Origin of the sequence: Pseudoalteromonas porphyrae (genome assembly GCF_001298125.1) — a bacterium.
In the GTDB taxonomy this organism is placed as follows: Bacteria; Pseudomonadota; Gammaproteobacteria; order Enterobacterales; family Alteromonadaceae; genus Pseudoalteromonas; species Pseudoalteromonas neustonica.
Window position 1 is genome coordinate 28,620 of sequence record NZ_LHPH01000031.1, and the last position, 16,264, is coordinate 44,883.

Below are 16,264 nucleotides of genomic sequence, written 5' to 3' on the forward strand. Positions count from 1 at the left end.
TCTCTTTTTCTTCCTGCTACACTTTAGTTTTATCAATGATTGACGCCAATGACTTATCAACCAATAAAATGCAGTGATTACGATCAATATGAATTGTTTTGTATGCACTTTTCAATGGTTAAAATAATTACCACGGATAATACACTGGTAGTAGGTAATGCTAAAAATTTACTAAACCTTAAAGGGGAAGGTGAATTTTTACTTATTGAACATCAAGAAAAAGGCGAACAAAGAGTTCGCCTAGATCATATTAAAGCCATTTCTTATTTTTAAAGTAAATACCAATACTGCTCGTAAGTACAACTAAAAAAAGCACAAATAAGCTAAAGGCATAAGGGCTATCAGTGCCTGGAATACCACCAACATTAACGCCGAGCAAACCAGTTAAAAACCCCAGAGGTAAAAATAAAGCCGCGACAACCGACATCACATACATACGTTGATTTAATTGCTCAGATATTTGGTTGGTAATCGTTTGTTGAATTATCTGCGCGCGCTCGATAGAGCTGTCTAACTCTTCAATAAAACGAATAAGCATGTTCGTTGTTTCGTTTAGTTTCGCTTTATCGTTTTCATTAAGCCAGCTATATTTATTTGCCATCAATGTACTCAGTGCTTCTTTTTGCGGTCTAATATAGCGTTTTAGGCCAATTGATTGGCGGCGTAATTGTGACAAACCTTGATTATCAAAACGCTTGGTAGGTTCATCAATTTCATCTTCAAATATATCTAACGTATCGTCTAAACCATCAATAACGCCTTGCATACGAGACGTAAGGTTTTGCGCTAATTGACACACTAATTCAGAAATACTGCTTGGCCCAGTATTTTCATGTAATGAAGCAAGAATATCCTGCACCGATAGCAATCTACGTTTGCGTGTTGTTATTACTACATTTTCATTAATAAACAAACGAATAGACACCATGTCCTCAGGGCTTTGTGCCGGATTTAAATTTACACCACGTAAAAACAGCATACAGCCATTTGTCGCTCTCGCTATACGAGGACGAGTTTCTTCTGCAGTCAATGATTCTAGCTCGTAATCAGTTAAAAAATCACAGCTTTTTAGCCATTCAACAGCGTCGCTTTGGCTATAATCCATATGCACCCATAATTTCCCATGAGATGGCTGCCAATTGTGAAGTTCGGCACTGCTTTCGATTGCACGTGAACCGCCTTGCTCATCAAGTATGAGTGCATGTAATAAACCGTCGAACATAGTAAATTCTCATTATTAGTGTATTGTTTATATGGTTGACTATTGAGCAGATTAGGTCAATCAAATCGATTGATTGATTAGATAAAATTATTTCATTGGTCTTTTTGTGTGTGTAGCGTATAAGACACTTTTTTATTAAAGGGCACATTTATGACGGCAAAGATAATTGTTGGTTGGCGTGAGTGGTTAAGTTTACCTGAACTTGGCATAAATAAAATTAAAGCTAAGATTGATACGGGCGCCCGTACTTCATGTATTCATGCTCTTAATATTGAAGAATATGAACGCGATGGGGAAAAGTGGGTAAAGTTTATTGCTCAGCCATTGCAGGACGACGAACACACTAAAATACAGTGTGACGTTAAAGTAAAAAAAATGAAGTATGTAACAAGCTCAAGTGGGCAGCGAGAGTTACGCTATTTTATTGAAACAATGCTTCATGCCGGAGATAAAAGTTGGCCAATTGAGGTGACTTTAACAAGTCGTGCAAGTATGAAGTTTAGAATGTTATTAGGGCGTACAGCCATGGAAAATCGTATAGTCGTAGACCCGGCTTTATCTCACTTATTATAAAAATGTGCCAAAGTTTTAACTACATAATAACTTAAAACAGAATATGCACTAGTAAAGGATTTGATTATGAAAATCGGTATTTTATCTCGCAACAAAAACTTGTACTCAACGCGTCGCTTAATTGAGGCCGCTCAAGCACGTGGGCACGAAGTTAAAGTGATTGACGCACTACGTTGTTATATGAACATTAACTCTGAACAACCAGAGATCCACTATCGTGGTGAAAACTTAAAAGATTTCGATGCGATCGTGCCACGTATTGGTGCGTCAGTAACATTTTATGGCTGCTCTGTATTACGTCAGTTTGAAATGATGAATGTATTTCCTGTTAATGAGTCAGTTGCTATTTCACGCTCTCGCGATAAATTGCGTTCATTACAGTTATTATCACGCAAAGGTGTAGGCATGCCAGTAACAGGGTTTGCAAGCAAGCCTGATGACGTGAAAGACTTATTGGAAATGGTAGGCGGTGCACCAGTTGTTATTAAGTTACTAGAAGGCACGCAAGGCATTGGTGTTGTATTAGCTGAAACACGTAAAGCGGCTGAGAGTGTTATTGAGGCATTCATGGGCTTAAAAGCTAATATCATGGTACAAGAATACATTAAAGAAGCTGGTGGTGCCGATATTCGCTGCTTCGTACTAGGTGATAAAGTGATTGCCGCAATGAAGCGCCAAGCACAAGAAGGTGAGTTCCGCTCTAATTTACACCGCGGTGGCAGTGCAACATTAGTGCGTATTACACCAGAAGAACGCAAAACAGCGGTGGCTGCAGCTAAAGCAATGGGCTTGAATGTAGCTGGGGTTGACTTACTTCGTTCATCACGTGGCCCATTAGTGATGGAAGTAAACTCATCACCAGGTCTTGAAGGAATTGAAGTAGCAACAGGAAAAGATATTGCAGGTATGGTGATCGACTTTATCGAAAAAGCCGCTGCAACTAAAGGAACGGCAACACGTGGCAAAGGTTAAAATCAATAGCTCTTTTACTTTATTAGGTGAAACTGTTGGTGTGGGTGAGCGTAAAACGCTCGCATTAGAGGCTGCAAAGCTTTATACACACTCGCCGCTAAATATTCCTATTGAAGTGGTAAATGGCGTTCATGCAGGGCCTGTACTGATGGTGTGTGCAGCCATTCATGGTGATGAGCTCAATGGTGTTGAAGTTGTTCGTCAGTTATTGGCTAAAATCGATCCTACGCAGCTACGTGGTACGCTTATAGCGGTACCGATCGTAAATGTATTTGGTTTTATCCATAAGTCGCGTTATTTACCAGATCGCCGTGATATGAATCGCAGTTTTCCTGGCTCTATCCGTGGCTCGCTTGCGGGTCGCATGGCGCACATGTTTTTCAGTCAAGTGGCAGTGCATTGCACTCATATTATTGACTTACATACAGGGGCTATTCATCGTACGAATCTACCGCAAATTCGCGCAGATTTAAGTGATGATGCTACCGCACAAATGGCAAAAGCATTTGGCACGCCAGCGGTGATAGATGCATCACTACGAAATGGTTCACTACGCAGTGAAGCGGCTAACTTAGGGATCCCTGTGATCACTTATGAAGCTGGTGAAGCACTTCGCTTTGATCCAATTGCGATAGCAGCAGGTGTACAAGGTGTTGATTATGTGATGCGCCACTTAAAAATGAGCCGCGGTAAACGTGCTAAAAAATTGCCAGAGCCAATTATTGCCAGCTCAACAAGTTGGGTACGTGCTGAAGTGGACGGTATTGTACGTGCGCAGGTATCACTTGGCGAGAAGGTTAATAAAGGGCAGATTTTAGCGTATATAAGTAGCCCATTAGGCGACTCTGAGTTAGAACTATTAGCACCACGCAGTGGTATTGTTATTGGTCAACAGACAATGCCGCTTGTTAATGAAGGTGATGCGGTGTTCCACTTAGCGTATTTTGCTCATGCAAACAGCTTGGTTGAGCAGCAACTTGAAACTTTTATCGATGAAATCAGCGATATTGAAGATGAGTTGAAAACAGCTGAATTAAATAATTAGTAAGCTAAACGTTATTTTAAAAGCCATTTGAGGATATCTTTAAATGGCTTTTTATCTTATAGCGTTTTTTTCGGGCCAATTACACGTTTTATAGCGACGGGCTTTGTAGGTTTAGGTTCTTTATTTAACACCATCACAGGACGCGTAACAAAGAGATTATTAGGGTAAATAACGCGGTGACCATCAATATGTTCAAGCACGACATTCATTAAACCCATTTCGACAATGCGGCCTTCGATAAAGTTAGCACCGTCAATAATGCGTACCCAATAGCCAACACGGCAATCATTTTGAATAAACATCAGTAAAAATGAGGTGAGGTTGCTTAAGAGTGACCAAGCAGCAAATAGTGCGACACCTAACATGGCAAATAATGATGAACCAAGTACAAGCAAACCGCGCAGCTCTATACCCCAAAACACCAGCACTAAACAAATCATTACTATGGCGAGTATAATTTTTAAAAGTAACTCAGCGCGGTATTTACGATGAATGTCGATTTTACCTTTAATTGTTTTCTCAAGCAGCTTTTTAGTCAGCTTTAAAAGTACAGGGAAAACTAAAAGCGCCACGACTGTAACAATAAGTTTATATTGCGTACTAAAAAGTTCGATGAGTTCGAGCAGTTCCACAATGAATCCAAAAAGGTGTTAATAGCTCCGTAGTTTAGCGTTTTTGGTGTACTTTAAAAGGTATTTTTTACAGTGACTAACCATTGAATTGAGTCAACGTCATTGCTCTTGTCCAGTGGTGCTGCAATATCTAAATGAATGACTGTTCCTGCATTAGCGCGACTAGGGGCCAGCCTTAATCCGATACCTGCATTTTTTAATACTTTACCGTGATTAGTATTGGCTTGGTCGTTAAACCAAGCGCGACCAATATCAACAAAGGCAGCTCCACCGACTTTAAATAGTTGCAGTAAATCATATTCCCAGTAATAGCGTTTTTCTAAATTTATTAAAAAGCTACGATCACCTTGTTGATAGTCAAGCGGGTAGCCACGCAAGCCGTTTTCTCCGCCTAAGCTTAGTTGTTTATCGTGAGTAAGGTTTTTGGCATAGTCTAAACGTATTTTTGCATACCATGACTGCTTAGTTGTGGTATTTAAATAATATTGTATTTGGCTACTGGCGAATAGGTTTTCAACTTTACTTTGCTTTTCATTCCAGTTGCCATCAAGACTAGCTTGAAAACGCCATAGCGTGTTATCACCGCTAAAGTGGGCTTTTCTCGCATTAAATGAATAAATAGCACGGCTATCGTCATCACTAATTTGCTTATTTGAATACCCGAGCAAGCTTTGAATATTCCAGCCTAGATTTAAATCTTCGGTGCGGTAAATACTGTCAAAGTTTCGTACTTTAATGAAGTGGTCTTCAAACCAATGCCCGCTTACGTATGGGTAACTAAGTTGGCGTTCATCTGCCAATGGTGAAAATGTATTCACAGTTTTATTAAACGAGTGTTGTTCGTGCACATAGCCAACGCTTAAGCGCTGGGTCCAGCTATTCCCTAGTTGTTTTGAGTGACCAAAATGAATACGGTTATAATCAGTTTTTTGTTCAAATTCGCTGTACACTTCGCCACGTTGGTAGAGCGATTCAGTGCGTTGATCCGAGTAGCTGACAAGGCCATAACTGTATGGTGTATTAATTGAATAAAAAGGATATGTAAGCTCTAGTAGGTGGCGTTTTCCATCACTGTTATCGGAATACTCAATGCGCCCTCGATAACGAGTTGATAGTATATTTGGATCGTCATAGACAAATAAATAACCACTGCGGTCAGCGTCTGTAGTGCGTGAAAATGAAAGGCGTTTCCCCCAACCAAGTAAATTTGATTCACGAAAACCAATGCTTGATTTATTCTCTCCGCCACTGCGGCTAAAGCTAATTTCAGGGAGCAAGGTCCATAGGTCTCGGGTAACTACGTTTACGTCAACTTCGCCATTACAGTTAATCTCAGCATCAATTTTTGCATCATATAGATAGCCTTGACGTCTTAGGAGGCGTTCAGATTCGGAGAGTTTTTTAGGTTCATATTCTTCACCAGAACGAAATAGCAAAAGATTGTTTATTACCTCTGGTTCTGTAGTCATGTGAACACGATTGGCAAAACGGAACAGGAAATTATCTTCTTCTTCAAGCGCCGTGTTAAATACATTGAGCTGTTCTAGGTTGATATTCCCAATACGAGCATTTGCGGTTTTTTCAGGTAATAATTCATCGCCATCAAGCTGACGACGAAGGTTATTTTCGCTGGGTGAAATGGTGCGCTGATTACTACAACTGCTTTTCCCTAGATCAATTGATTGTGCTTGCCCACTTTGACTATAGAGCATAGTGCTGGCACAGGAGAGAAAAATAAATGTAGTGAAACTGTTTGCGACCATTCAAACACCTTAGGTATGCGTAGTTAGTATTATCTTACTATACCCAAACCACCTCAAGATGCTAGTTTCAGTTGGATTTAAAAGCGATTTAGGCAACAAGGTATTGATTACAAGTAATAGTCGTTCTATTGTTAAAATCAATCCATTTTTACAAAGTCGCGCCTTGATATTAAGCCCTTTGAAACGCTGAATTTTGCGTCTTGAGGTGGCTTGGGTATACAGGTTAACTCATAGTATAAGTCTAGTTCATTGTTGCATTTGTGTTAGGAAATAATGCGTTAATGCGGCTAATAAGTGATTGGCTTCTTGGCCTTCGCCATTGATCCAGACACTGTTACTATAATGCTCGAAGTTTAAGTTAAAACCTTGCTGTTCATAATTAAAGCGCATTTGATGGCGGTCGGCTCCAGCTTCAAACTCACCTATTTTAATCTCAGAGCTGTGTAAAAATAAATGTGCCCATAGCTCAAAGTCGTCGTCATTGGGCATTTCACTTGGAGTGATTATAATCACATTGTGGCGGTTATCAAATTGGTATTGAGTCATGACATTACTCTGTACTTAGGATTGTGCTAAATAGTTACGAATTGCGTGCAAAAATGGGCCGCCGTATTTATTGAGCTTAGTAAAGCCTACACCCGACACTTTAAGAAATTCACTGTCGTTAGTGGGCATTAATTGTGCCATTTCAGCAAGTGTTTTATCATTAAAGACAACATAGGGTGGCACATCATCTGCATCGGCAAGTTCTTTACGTAAGGCTCTGAGTTTCGCAAATAACTTTTTATCGTAATTAAACTGTGCCAATTTATCTTGGTATACGTGCTTTGCTTGCAGGCGAGGTTCAGCCATCTGTAAGGCGAATTCACCTTTTAAAATTGCTCGCGCACCTTCAGTTAATCGAAGAGATGAGCCTTGGGTTATATCTTGACTCAATAAGCCTTGATGAATAAGTTGGCGTAAAATACTGAGCCAAAACTCACTGCTATGATCTTTACCAATACCATAAGTGCTGAGCTGATGATGGTTGTTATCTCGAATTCTACTGGTGTTCGCGCCACGCAATAACTCAACAATGTAACCTAAACCAAAACGTTGCTCGGCTCGATATACGCAGGATAGTGCTTGCTGTGCGACTAAAGTGCCATCAAAACTTTTTGGCGGGTTAAGGCATATGTCGCAGTTGCCACATGGCTCTCGCTGATATTCACTAAAATAGTTAAGCAGTATTTGTCGGCGACAAGTTTGTGCCTCTGCAAAACTAGCCATGGCATTGAAACGTTGTTCTTCAACGCGACGGCGTTGCTCATCTTCTATATCTTCAAAGAACCGTCTTACGCGGCCGATATCAGCAGGGTCAAAGTACATAATTGCTTCAGCGGCTAAGCCATCACGTCCTGCTCGGCCGGTTTCTTGGTAGTAAGATTCAATACTTTTAGGAATGTCATAGTGCAATACAAAGCGCACATTCGGTTTATTTATACCCATTCCAAAAGCAACCGTTGCGACAACGATTTGAATATCGTCACGGGCAAAGCCGGTTTGTACAAATTGACGCTGTTCGTTGCTCATCCCTGCATGATAGGCCGCTGCATTCATTCCTGCATCGGCAATCTTTTCGGCTATTTCATCGACGCGCTTACGACTGGTGCAATAAATTATACCACTTTGATTTTGTTGTTCTTTTAAGTAGCGTAACAATTGTGCTAAAGGCTTGAATTTTTCTTCAATGGTATAGCGAATGTTTGGTCTATCAAAACTGCCCGTGTGTATATAGGGGGCGTTTAAGCCAAGTTGCTGCACAATATCAAAGCGAGTAGCGGTGTCTGCTGTGGCAGTTAGAGCCATCATGGGGACATGAGGGAAATGATGCTTAAGTTCGCTTAAACGGCAGTAATGTGGACGAAAATCATGACCCCAATGAGAAACGCAGTGAGCTTCATCAATCGCAAATAAACTGATATTTAAATGACGCAACCTCTCTAAAAATTCGTGTTGTAAAATTTTTTCAGGTGCAACATAAAGTAATTTAATTAAACCACTGTGTAACTGTTGGTAAATTTGCTGCTGCTCATCCCGATTAAGGCTGTTATTGATGTAAGCTGCTTTCACACCTAATGCCTGTAATTGTGTTACTTGATCTTGCATTAGAGAGATTAACGGAGAAATAACTACCGTTAACCCTTCAAAAGCTAAAGCTGGGACTTGGTAACATACTGACTTACCGCCACCAGTGGGCAGTAACACCAATGAGTCTTGCCCGCTTAATGCTGCATTGATAACCGTTTCTTGGCCATCACGAAATTCACTATAGCCAAACACTTGCTTAAGTATGGCTGCGGGAGTGCGCACTATGGTGCTTGATGTGGGGGTTTGTGTATTCATTGCGCTTATTTTAGAGCTTTTAAGTGACCTTGCATAGCTACCTATACGCTTTTTATATCGCACTTTATACAATGCTATGCTTTACTCATCCTACCAGATTCAAATAATAGATAATAATAATGAATAAAACTATATTAATTGAGCAAGTCGCTAAGGTATTCGTAGAGCAAATGCCGTTTAATCAATTCTTACAAATTAAGGTTGTATCGCTTGATGCTGAGCAAGCGCAAATTAGTTTCCCTTGGCAAGATGTATTTATTGGTAACCCAGCACAAAAAATTCTTCATGGTGGTGTGATTTCAGCGGTACTTGATAATGTAGGTGGTATGCTTGCTGCCGCTGCGATGATTGATAAGCTTACTGAATTCGATATAGTGAGCATTCAGCAGAAATTAGCGACTTTAGGTACTATTGATTTACGTACCGATTATTTACGTCCAGGTAAGGGAGTAGAGTTTACCGCGAGTGCAAAGCTGATTCGTTCAGGCAATAAAGTGTGTGTTTGTCGGATGGAATTGCATAATGAAAAAAGAACTCAAATAGCGTTTGGTACAGCAACGTATTTAGTTGGATAAAATGTGTTCAGGGGGTAAACTAGCGGCCTTTTTCAGCATCTAGATTCTATTTATGCCTACTAATCAAGAACAACGCAAGGGTGTTATTTTAGCCTGCATGGCTTTTTTTATGTGGGGTCTTGCGCCCATTTACTTTAAGTTATTACAGCACATATCGGCTTTTGAAATATTAATGCACCGAGTTGTGTGGTCGGTGTTATTTATTGTGATTATTGTCGCTGTTTTAAAGCAGTGGCATAAAATCCAGCATGTCATTAAGCAACCAAAGTTAATTTTAATGCTTACCCTAACAGCTACACTGCTGGGGTTTAACTGGGGATTATTTATATGGGCAGTTAATAATAACCATATGCTTGATGCCAGTCTTGGGTATTATATTAATCCACTTTTAAACGTGTTGCTAGGTATGTTGTTTTTAGGCGAAAAGCTACGAAAATGGCAGGGTTTTGCTGTCGCTCTGGCGCTTGGCGGGGTCGTTATTCAATTAATTAGCTTTGGTTCATTTCCGGTAGTGGCATTTTCACTCGCTAGTTCATTTGCTATTTATGGATTATTACGTAAAAAGTTACCTATCGAATCGTTACCAGGTCTATTATTGGAAGCGCTTATACTATTACCATTTGCAGCTATTTATTGGTGGTTTATGCTTCCTACAGCAAGTTCAGATCTCATTGTTAATGATTGGCATACAAATCTACTGTTGATAAGTGCGGGTGTTATAACAACATTACCTTTACTGTGTTTCACGGGAGCTGCAAAAAGATTGCAATATACAACATTAGGCTTTTTTCAGTATATTGGTCCAAGTCTGATGTTTGTACTCGCGGTGGTATTTTACGGTGAAGTGTTTAGCGCGGAGCGCGTTGTTACTTTTGCATGTATTTGGAGTGCGCTGGCAATATTTAGCTGGGACTCGTACCGACAAGCACAAAAGCGCAAGAAAGCAGCGCTCCTTGCGCGAGCAGAATTAGTTTAAGAAATAACTATATTACGACCAGACTCTTTTGCTTCGTAAAGTTTTATATCGGCCTGTTTTAATAATTCATCAATTTGATAAACAGGCCCGTGTACATACCCAATGGAGATTGTGAATTTAATTTTTAAATTACTAAATTCTGAGCTGCTTAGTTCAATAAAGTGCCTAAACCCTTCAAGGCGTTTCAGTGCTTCTTCTTTGCTTGTTTCGCCAAAATAAACAGCAAACTCTTCACCACCTAAACGAGCAACGAGCTGCTTTTCAAAATATTTAGCAAAGCAAATAGACAGTCCTTTAAGTACTTCATCGCCCACATCATGTCCATGCGTGTCATTGATTGATTTAAAGTGGTCAATATCAAGCATAGCTAAAGAGGAGACTTGACTGCTTTTTTCTATTTTTTTCAGTGACTTTGTTGTTTCTTCAAAAAAGTAACGTCGGTTAGGTAGCTTAGTTAAAAAATCAGTATTTGCTTGCAGTCGGATTGTGGCTATTTGCTCTAGCATGTCGACGTTTTGGCTTAAACGACAATAAAATTCTTCATTGTTGAATGGTTTTCGCAAGTAGTCATTAGCACCATTTTTAAGAAAACGTGTTGAAAGATGAGAAGCATCAGAGCCAGAAATACCAATAATTGCTTTTTCATCATTACTGTAAAGTCGGCGAATTTCGCCGCACAGTTCATCACCATTCATATTGGGCATTTCATTATCAGTGATAATGACAGCTATATCGGGTGTTTTTTCTAGCATTGCTAAGGCTTCAATACCATCACTTGCTTGGAGTATTTGGTATTTATGGCGGCTAAGTAAGCTGCAAATATGACGACGTGTAGCAGCTGAGTCATCTACAACGAGTACTTTAACATTTTCGTTACGAGGTAGGCGCTGCAATTGTTTTTCTAAGTATTGATAGGCTTGTTTATTTTCTTTAGTGATGTAATCAATAATTGGATACTTTTCAACAGTGTCACGCGTTGTTGAATCTAAACTTCCGGTCATGACGATAGTTGGAATTTCAGCTTCTATAGTGCAGGGCACCGCTTCTCCCCTAGGGGCATCGGGTAATATGAAATCTACTACAGCGCAAAAATATGAGTTTTTACTGATCAGCTCTTTAGCTTCAGCTAACGAACCTGCAATATCCGCATCATAACCGATTTTCATCGCTATATGCTTTTGTACTCGCGCTATTGTAGGTGTATCTTCAATGATAAGTATTTTTCGTGTCACGTAACACCTTGTTTTCGGCTTTGCCGAATATAATTGCTTATACAAGTTGTAACCGCTAAAACAAGAAAAAGCAAATAACAATGTCTTTTGGCCACTTATAAATCAACGCGAAAGTGGCCTAAAAAGAAATTTTAGATGCTATCAGATTCTGAATAATAGTCGCTACTTGGCAGCGTAGGTGCCGACATTTTTGAACGACCAAATAAAGTGTGAAATTTTGTTTTTGAAGTCGTTAATTTTAAGTATTTGATCCAAGCACGCTCGATTGGATTCGTCGGCTCTTGGCTACCTGCAGTAACAGATATAAATTGTTCTTGAATTTCATTTTGTGGTTCAAGGGTTTTGTTGTATAACCCCTGTAGAACAACACCGTGTTGCTCAAGGATACTGGCTTCAAGTAACGTAAAGTTGCCGCTGCGCGAAAATCCGCGTGGAAAATTGTAATCATCATAGAACTGACGTTGGCTTACAAATGCTTGACGAAGTAGTGAAATATTAATGTTCATTGCTGTTTCCTCATACCCGGATCTTAAGCTGGAGTATGGATCAAGTTACGTAATTTATTAAACAAAAAATTTTTATCGTGAGGATAAAATATTGGATATCGATTTATTAAAAACGTTTGTTGAGGTGGTGCGAACTCGCCACTTTGGTAAGGCGGCTGAAAACCTTTATATCACGCAATCGGCGGTAAGTTTTAGAATTCGTCAATTAGAGCAAGGTTTAGGTGTTAACCTGTTTATTCGACAACGTAACAATATTCAGCTTACAGCACCTGGCGAGCGTCTATTACCGCACGCACAAATGATTATTACAGGTATGCAACGTGCAAAAGTTGATGTGGCACTTGCTGACAACATGCATAAGCAAGTGTGTTTAGCGGGTACACCTAATATATGGGATGCTTTTTTACAATTTGGTATTTCAAATATTGTATCTGCTATGCCCGGTGTGTCACTCGTTGCTGAAGTTAAAGCACAGCAAGAAAGTACGCGTTTATTGTTAGAACGTACACTGGATTTGGCTATATTATTTGATCCGCCTAAAGTGGATGAATTAGTTGTAGAGCGTATTTGCGCATTACCCATCATTCCTGTGAGTGCTTTTGAATCTGCAGCCAATGATAATTTTTTTGATAACCAATATGTTTATGTTGACTGGGGCACTACTTTTTCGCTGTGGCACGCACGTCAATTTACCGGACGTACGCCTCCGTATTTTCGTACAAGTACAGGGCGTATTGCATTAGATTTAATATTGCAATGTGGTGGTAGTGCATTTATTCCTGAAGTGTTAGCAAAAAGCCATATTGAGAATGGAGAGTTATTTGAAGTGTCGGATGTAGAGCACACATCTCGCGATATTTTTGTTGCTTATCATAGGGATAATGAGCAAAAACCATTGCTTGAAACCCTTGTTAACTTACTGGTTGAGCTAACCCCAAACATTAGCAGTGATTTTAGCGAGAAAAAATAGCGATATACTCAAGATCGCATAGACTAATAAACGGTGTACAAAATTTTAGTGTTAAATGAATTGCAGTTTTTATTCTTTTTTATGAATTAAATAAGTCATAAATATTTCTGTTGTAATATTACTGTAATTTATCGCTGGCAAACTGCAGCTGTTTTAAAAATTAGCCTGTTGCGTTTATTGAGGAAATAATATGAATTTTGCAAAGTCGAGCCTGTTATTAGCTGTATTGAGTGGTGTATCTTTTTCTGCATTAGCTGATGTTGATGTTTATGGTAAAGCAAATGTCTCTGTACAATCATCTGATGATGGTGAAGGGTCATTCACTGAAATTAAGAGTAATGCATCACGCATTGGTTTCAAGGGTTCTGAAACACTCAGTGAAGGCCTTGAAGCGGTCTATAAATTCGAATTCCAAGTAAATGTTTCAGATGATTCAAAAGATACGTTAACTTCACGCAACCAATATGTTGGTTTGAAAGGTGGTTTTGGTCAAGTTGTGCTTGGTCGTAATGATACTGCGCTAAAGCAATCGCAAGGTAAGCTTGATTTATTTAATGACCTTGAAGGCGATATTAAAAATTTATTCAAAGGTGAAAATCGCTTAAGCGATACAGTAACGTATTCATCAAATGACCTAAGCGGTTTTAAAGTACTTGCCACTTACGTCGCTGAAAAAGACAGTGAAGGCGAAAATGGTTACTCATTGGCGCTTACTTATGGCGATTCAGGTTTAAAGAAAAGCAAGGTGTACGCATCTATTGCAGCTGACAGTGAAGTGAATGGCTATGATGTAGTGCGTGCTACCGTACAGGGTAAAGTGGCTGATATTAAATTAGGCGCAATGTATCAAACCCAAGAAAAAGTAGATGGCAGCGGTGATGCTGATGGTTACTTGGTTAATGCAGCTTATACGTTAGATAGCAATACGTTTAAAGTGCAGTATCAGGTAATGGATTTTGATGACGCGGATAAGAAGACGGCGATATCAGCTGGTGTTGATCATAAATTAAGTAAAAATACTAAACTATTTGCCTTCTATTCTAACTTTGATATGGATAGTAATGTTGATCAAGATTACTTAGGTTTAGGTATTGAATACAAGTTTTAATTAGTCGATATAGCTTCCCCTCTTTCATGGCCTTATTCATACTTGAATAAGGCTTTTATATCTAAGCAACCCCAATATACCCAAGCCACCTCAAGATGCAGACTTCAGTGTTTCACTGGTGTTTAATATCAAGGCGTTACTTTGCACTTGTTTAAATCGCTTTTAATTTCAACGACGCTCGCATTTTGAGATCGCTTGGGTATATATTCTCTTTGGTTTTAGGCTAAGGCGTAATCAGATTTTCCTGCTAGCCATCGGTTGATTAATTTATCAACTTGCTCAGGATATTGATTAAGCATTTGCAGTGCTATTGGTCTTACTTGATTGAGCGTGTGTTTATCGCGAGTTAAGTCCGCTATTTTAAATTCGGCTAACCCTGTTTGTTTGGTGCCAAGCACTTCACCTGGGCCACGGATCTCTAAGTCTTTCTCAGCAATAATAAACCCGTCATTACTGTCTCTTAATACGGCTAAGCGTTTTTTCGCGGTAAATGACAGTGGTGCATGGTATAAAAGAACGCAGTGAGATGCGGTTGCTCCACGACCAACTCGGCCCCGTAATTGGTGTAGTTGGGCAAGGCCAAGTCGTTCTGGGTTTTCAATAATGATCAAACTGGCGTTTGGCACATCTACACCTACTTCAATCACCGTGGTTGCAACCAATATATGTATGTTACCCGCTTTAAATTCGCTCATAATGGCTTGTTTTTCAGCTGCTTTCATTCGGCCATGAACTAACCCTACGGTTAAGTCGGGCAAAGCACGAGTTAATTGCTCTGCACTATCTTCAGCTGCTTGACACTGCAGTACTTCAGATTCATCGATTAAGGTGCATACCCAATAAACTTGGCGTCCCTGTTCTGTGCAGGCTGTTTTTACTCGTGCAATAATTTCATCCCGACGAGTATCGGGCAGTGCAACGGTTGTGATTGGGGTTCGCCCAGGGGGAAGTTCGTCAATCACCGATGTCTCTAAGTCAGCATAAGCAGTCATAGCGAGCGTGCGAGGGATTGGCGTGGCAGTCATCACCAGTTGATGAGGAAAGCAGTCGCCAAAGCGGCCTTTTTCTCGCAGCGATAATCGCTGGTGAACACCAAAGCGGTGTTGTTCATCAATGATGATTAATACTAGATTATTAAAAACGACTTGTTCTTGAAATAACGCATGGGTGCCTACTATCATTTGCGCGTCACCTGAGGCTATTTTTTCAAGTGTCGCTGTACGCTCTTTGCCTTTTGTTTTACCGCCAAGCCATGCTGTAGTGATCCCAAGCGGCTCAAACCAATTTTTGAAGGTTATGCCATGCTGCTCAGAAAGTATCTCTGTAGGAGCCATAAGTGCGACTTGGTAGCCCTGTGCTATTGCAGTTAAAGCACTTAGTGCAGCGACCAAAGTTTTACCCGACCCTACATCCCCTTGGACTAAACGCATCATAGGGTAGGGGTGTTGCAAATCACTTTTTATTTCGGCAACGACTCTGCTTTGCGCATTGGTGGGGGCAAACGGAAGTTGTGCTAAAAAGTCTGGTTCTAAGTGGTTAATTGGCGCAAGGGCTACGGCTTTTACTTGTTGCCCTTGTTGACGTAACTTTAATAGGCTTAAGTTTTGCGCAAGTAATTCTTCAAATACCAAACGTTGTTGAGCTGGATGAAGCCCTAGCTCTAGCGCCGCTAAATCAACATCATTACTTGGACGATGTAACAATAATAAAGCGTGACTTAAACCCATGCCTGCATGTTGAAATTGCGCAGGCAATAACTCTTCTATTTGATATTTTTCAAGCAAGGAAATGACCTGATCGCTCAATGCACGTATAGAGAGTTGTTTTAACCCCTCTGTTGTCGGATAGACGGGAGTGAGTGTGGTCGCAGTAGGTTGCTCTAATAGTGTTTCACTTAAACTGTATTCAGGGTGTGTCATTTCGAACCCAACACGACCACGGCGTACCTCACCAAAGCAGCGGATCACTTTCCCATTGCTGAAGGCATTCTTTTGTGCTGCAGTGAAATTAAAAAACCGCAGTGTTAAACGGCCAGTGCCATCATTAACTTGGCAAACAAGCATCTTACGTTTACCAAAAGTAATTTGGCTCGTTTCAATGGTAGCTTCAATGCTTACATGGCTATGGACTGCTAAATCGCTGATGGCATAAATGCGAGTACGATCTTCGTACCTCAGGGGTAAATGAAAGAGCATATCTTGCGCTGTGCTAATGCCTAATTTCTTTAGTCGTTCGGCCATTTTAGGGCCAACGCCTTTTAGATCGGTAATGGGGTAGCGGCTTAACGTTAGCTTGGACACTGTAC

The 16,264-nt window shown here is 40.2% G+C and carries 16 protein-coding genes; 8 read left to right on the forward strand and 8 right to left on the reverse strand.

What is annotated here, in order from left to right; genetic code table 11:
* Window positions 1-48 precede the first annotated feature (48 nt).
* The gene (locus tag ADS77_RS19735) at window positions 49-273 is read left to right on the forward strand and encodes a Rho-binding antiterminator (RefSeq protein ID WP_054206676.1); all 225 of its coding nucleotides are present in this window, start codon (window positions 49-51) and stop codon (window positions 271-273) included.
* On the opposite strand, the gene ADS77_RS19740 is transcribed toward ADS77_RS19735, so the two are convergent.
* Entirely contained in the window at window positions 251-1,222 is a 972-nt protein-coding gene (locus tag ADS77_RS19740; protein WP_054455944.1) for a zinc transporter ZntB, read from the reverse strand. The genes ADS77_RS19735 and ADS77_RS19740 overlap by 23 nt on opposite strands.
* Window positions 1,223-1,372: 150 nt before the next feature.
* Here ADS77_RS19740 and ADS77_RS19745 point away from each other — a divergent pair, with 150 nt between their 5' ends.
* From ADS77_RS19745 to ADS77_RS19755, 3 genes are all read left to right on the forward strand, one after another.
* Entirely contained in the window at window positions 1,373-1,795 is a 423-nt protein-coding gene (locus tag ADS77_RS19745; RefSeq protein WP_054206678.1) for an ATP-dependent zinc protease, read from the forward strand.
* 66 nt (window positions 1,796-1,861) lie between these two features.
* Window positions 1,862-2,767 (forward strand): 30S ribosomal protein S6--L-glutamate ligase, encoded by a 906-nt coding sequence (rimK, locus tag ADS77_RS19750; protein ID WP_054455946.1) that lies wholly within the window; start codon window positions 1,862-1,864, stop codon window positions 2,765-2,767.
* Window positions 2,754-3,812: a succinylglutamate desuccinylase/aspartoacylase family protein gene (locus ADS77_RS19755; RefSeq protein WP_054206680.1), complete on the forward strand. Its 1,059-nt coding sequence runs from the start codon at window positions 2,754-2,756 to the stop codon at window positions 3,810-3,812. The genes rimK and ADS77_RS19755 overlap by 14 nt, the downstream gene beginning before the upstream one ends.
* Window positions 3,813-3,868: 56 nt before the next feature.
* Here ADS77_RS19755 and ADS77_RS19760 read toward each other — a convergent pair whose 3' ends face one another.
* The 4 genes from ADS77_RS19760 to recQ all read right to left on the reverse strand — a co-directional run bounded on the left by ADS77_RS19760 (window position 3,869) and on the right by recQ (window position 8,592).
* Complete coding sequence (locus tag ADS77_RS19760; RefSeq protein ID WP_054206681.1) at window positions 3,869-4,444, reverse strand: mechanosensitive ion channel domain-containing protein; 576 nt, start codon at window positions 4,442-4,444, stop codon at window positions 3,869-3,871.
* Window positions 4,445-4,497: 53 nt separating this feature from the next.
* On the reverse strand, window positions 4,498-6,207 hold the full coding sequence (locus ADS77_RS19765) for a POTRA domain-containing protein (RefSeq protein WP_054455947.1): 1,710 nt from the start codon (window positions 6,205-6,207) through the stop codon (window positions 4,498-4,500).
* Between the two features lie 246 nt (window positions 6,208-6,453).
* On the reverse strand, window positions 6,454-6,753 hold the full coding sequence (locus ADS77_RS19770; protein WP_054206683.1) for a DUF3630 family protein: 300 nt from the start codon (window positions 6,751-6,753) through the stop codon (window positions 6,454-6,456).
* 15 nt (window positions 6,754-6,768) lie between these two features.
* On the reverse strand, window positions 6,769-8,592 hold the full coding sequence (gene recQ, locus ADS77_RS19775; RefSeq protein ID WP_054206706.1) for a DNA helicase RecQ: 1,824 nt from the start codon (window positions 8,590-8,592) through the stop codon (window positions 6,769-6,771).
* A gap of 119 nt (window positions 8,593-8,711) precedes the next feature.
* Between recQ and ADS77_RS19780 the strand changes: the two genes are divergently transcribed.
* Both ADS77_RS19780 and rarD read left to right on the forward strand, forming a co-directional pair.
* The gene (locus ADS77_RS19780; RefSeq protein ID WP_054455948.1) at window positions 8,712-9,167 is read left to right on the forward strand and encodes a thioesterase family protein; all 456 of its coding nucleotides are present in this window, start codon (window positions 8,712-8,714) and stop codon (window positions 9,165-9,167) included.
* A 52-nt stretch (window positions 9,168-9,219) separates the two neighbouring features.
* On the forward strand, window positions 9,220-10,143 hold the full coding sequence (rarD, locus tag ADS77_RS19785; RefSeq protein ID WP_054455949.1) for an EamA family transporter RarD: 924 nt from the start codon (window positions 9,220-9,222) through the stop codon (window positions 10,141-10,143).
* Here rarD and ADS77_RS19790 read toward each other — a convergent pair.
* The gene (locus tag ADS77_RS19790) at window positions 10,140-11,375 is read right to left on the reverse strand and encodes a response regulator (protein WP_054455951.1); all 1,236 of its coding nucleotides are present in this window, start codon (window positions 11,373-11,375) and stop codon (window positions 10,140-10,142) included. The two genes, rarD and ADS77_RS19790, sit on opposite strands and share 4 nt — an antisense overlap.
* 131 nt (window positions 11,376-11,506) lie before the next feature.
* On the reverse strand, window positions 11,507-11,881 hold the full coding sequence (locus ADS77_RS19795; protein WP_054206686.1) for a DUF413 domain-containing protein: 375 nt from the start codon (window positions 11,879-11,881) through the stop codon (window positions 11,507-11,509).
* A 91-nt stretch (window positions 11,882-11,972) separates the two neighbouring features.
* Between ADS77_RS19795 and ADS77_RS19800 the strand changes: the two genes are divergently transcribed.
* Both ADS77_RS19800 and ADS77_RS19805 read left to right on the forward strand, forming a co-directional pair.
* Window positions 11,973-12,851: a LysR family transcriptional regulator gene (locus tag ADS77_RS19800; protein ID WP_054455954.1), complete on the forward strand. Its 879-nt coding sequence runs from the start codon at window positions 11,973-11,975 to the stop codon at window positions 12,849-12,851.
* Window positions 12,852-13,041: 190 nt separating this feature from the next.
* Window positions 13,042-13,959, forward strand: a complete 918-nt coding sequence (locus ADS77_RS19805) for a porin (RefSeq protein ID WP_054206688.1) — start codon at window positions 13,042-13,044, stop codon at window positions 13,957-13,959.
* Window positions 13,960-14,177: 218 nt separating this feature from the next.
* Here the strand turns inward: ADS77_RS19805 and recG are convergent, their stop codons facing one another.
* Window positions 14,178-16,259: an ATP-dependent DNA helicase RecG gene (gene recG, locus ADS77_RS19810; protein ID WP_054455955.1), complete on the reverse strand. Its 2,082-nt coding sequence runs from the start codon at window positions 16,257-16,259 to the stop codon at window positions 14,178-14,180.
* Between the last annotated feature and the right edge of the window lie 5 nt (window positions 16,260-16,264).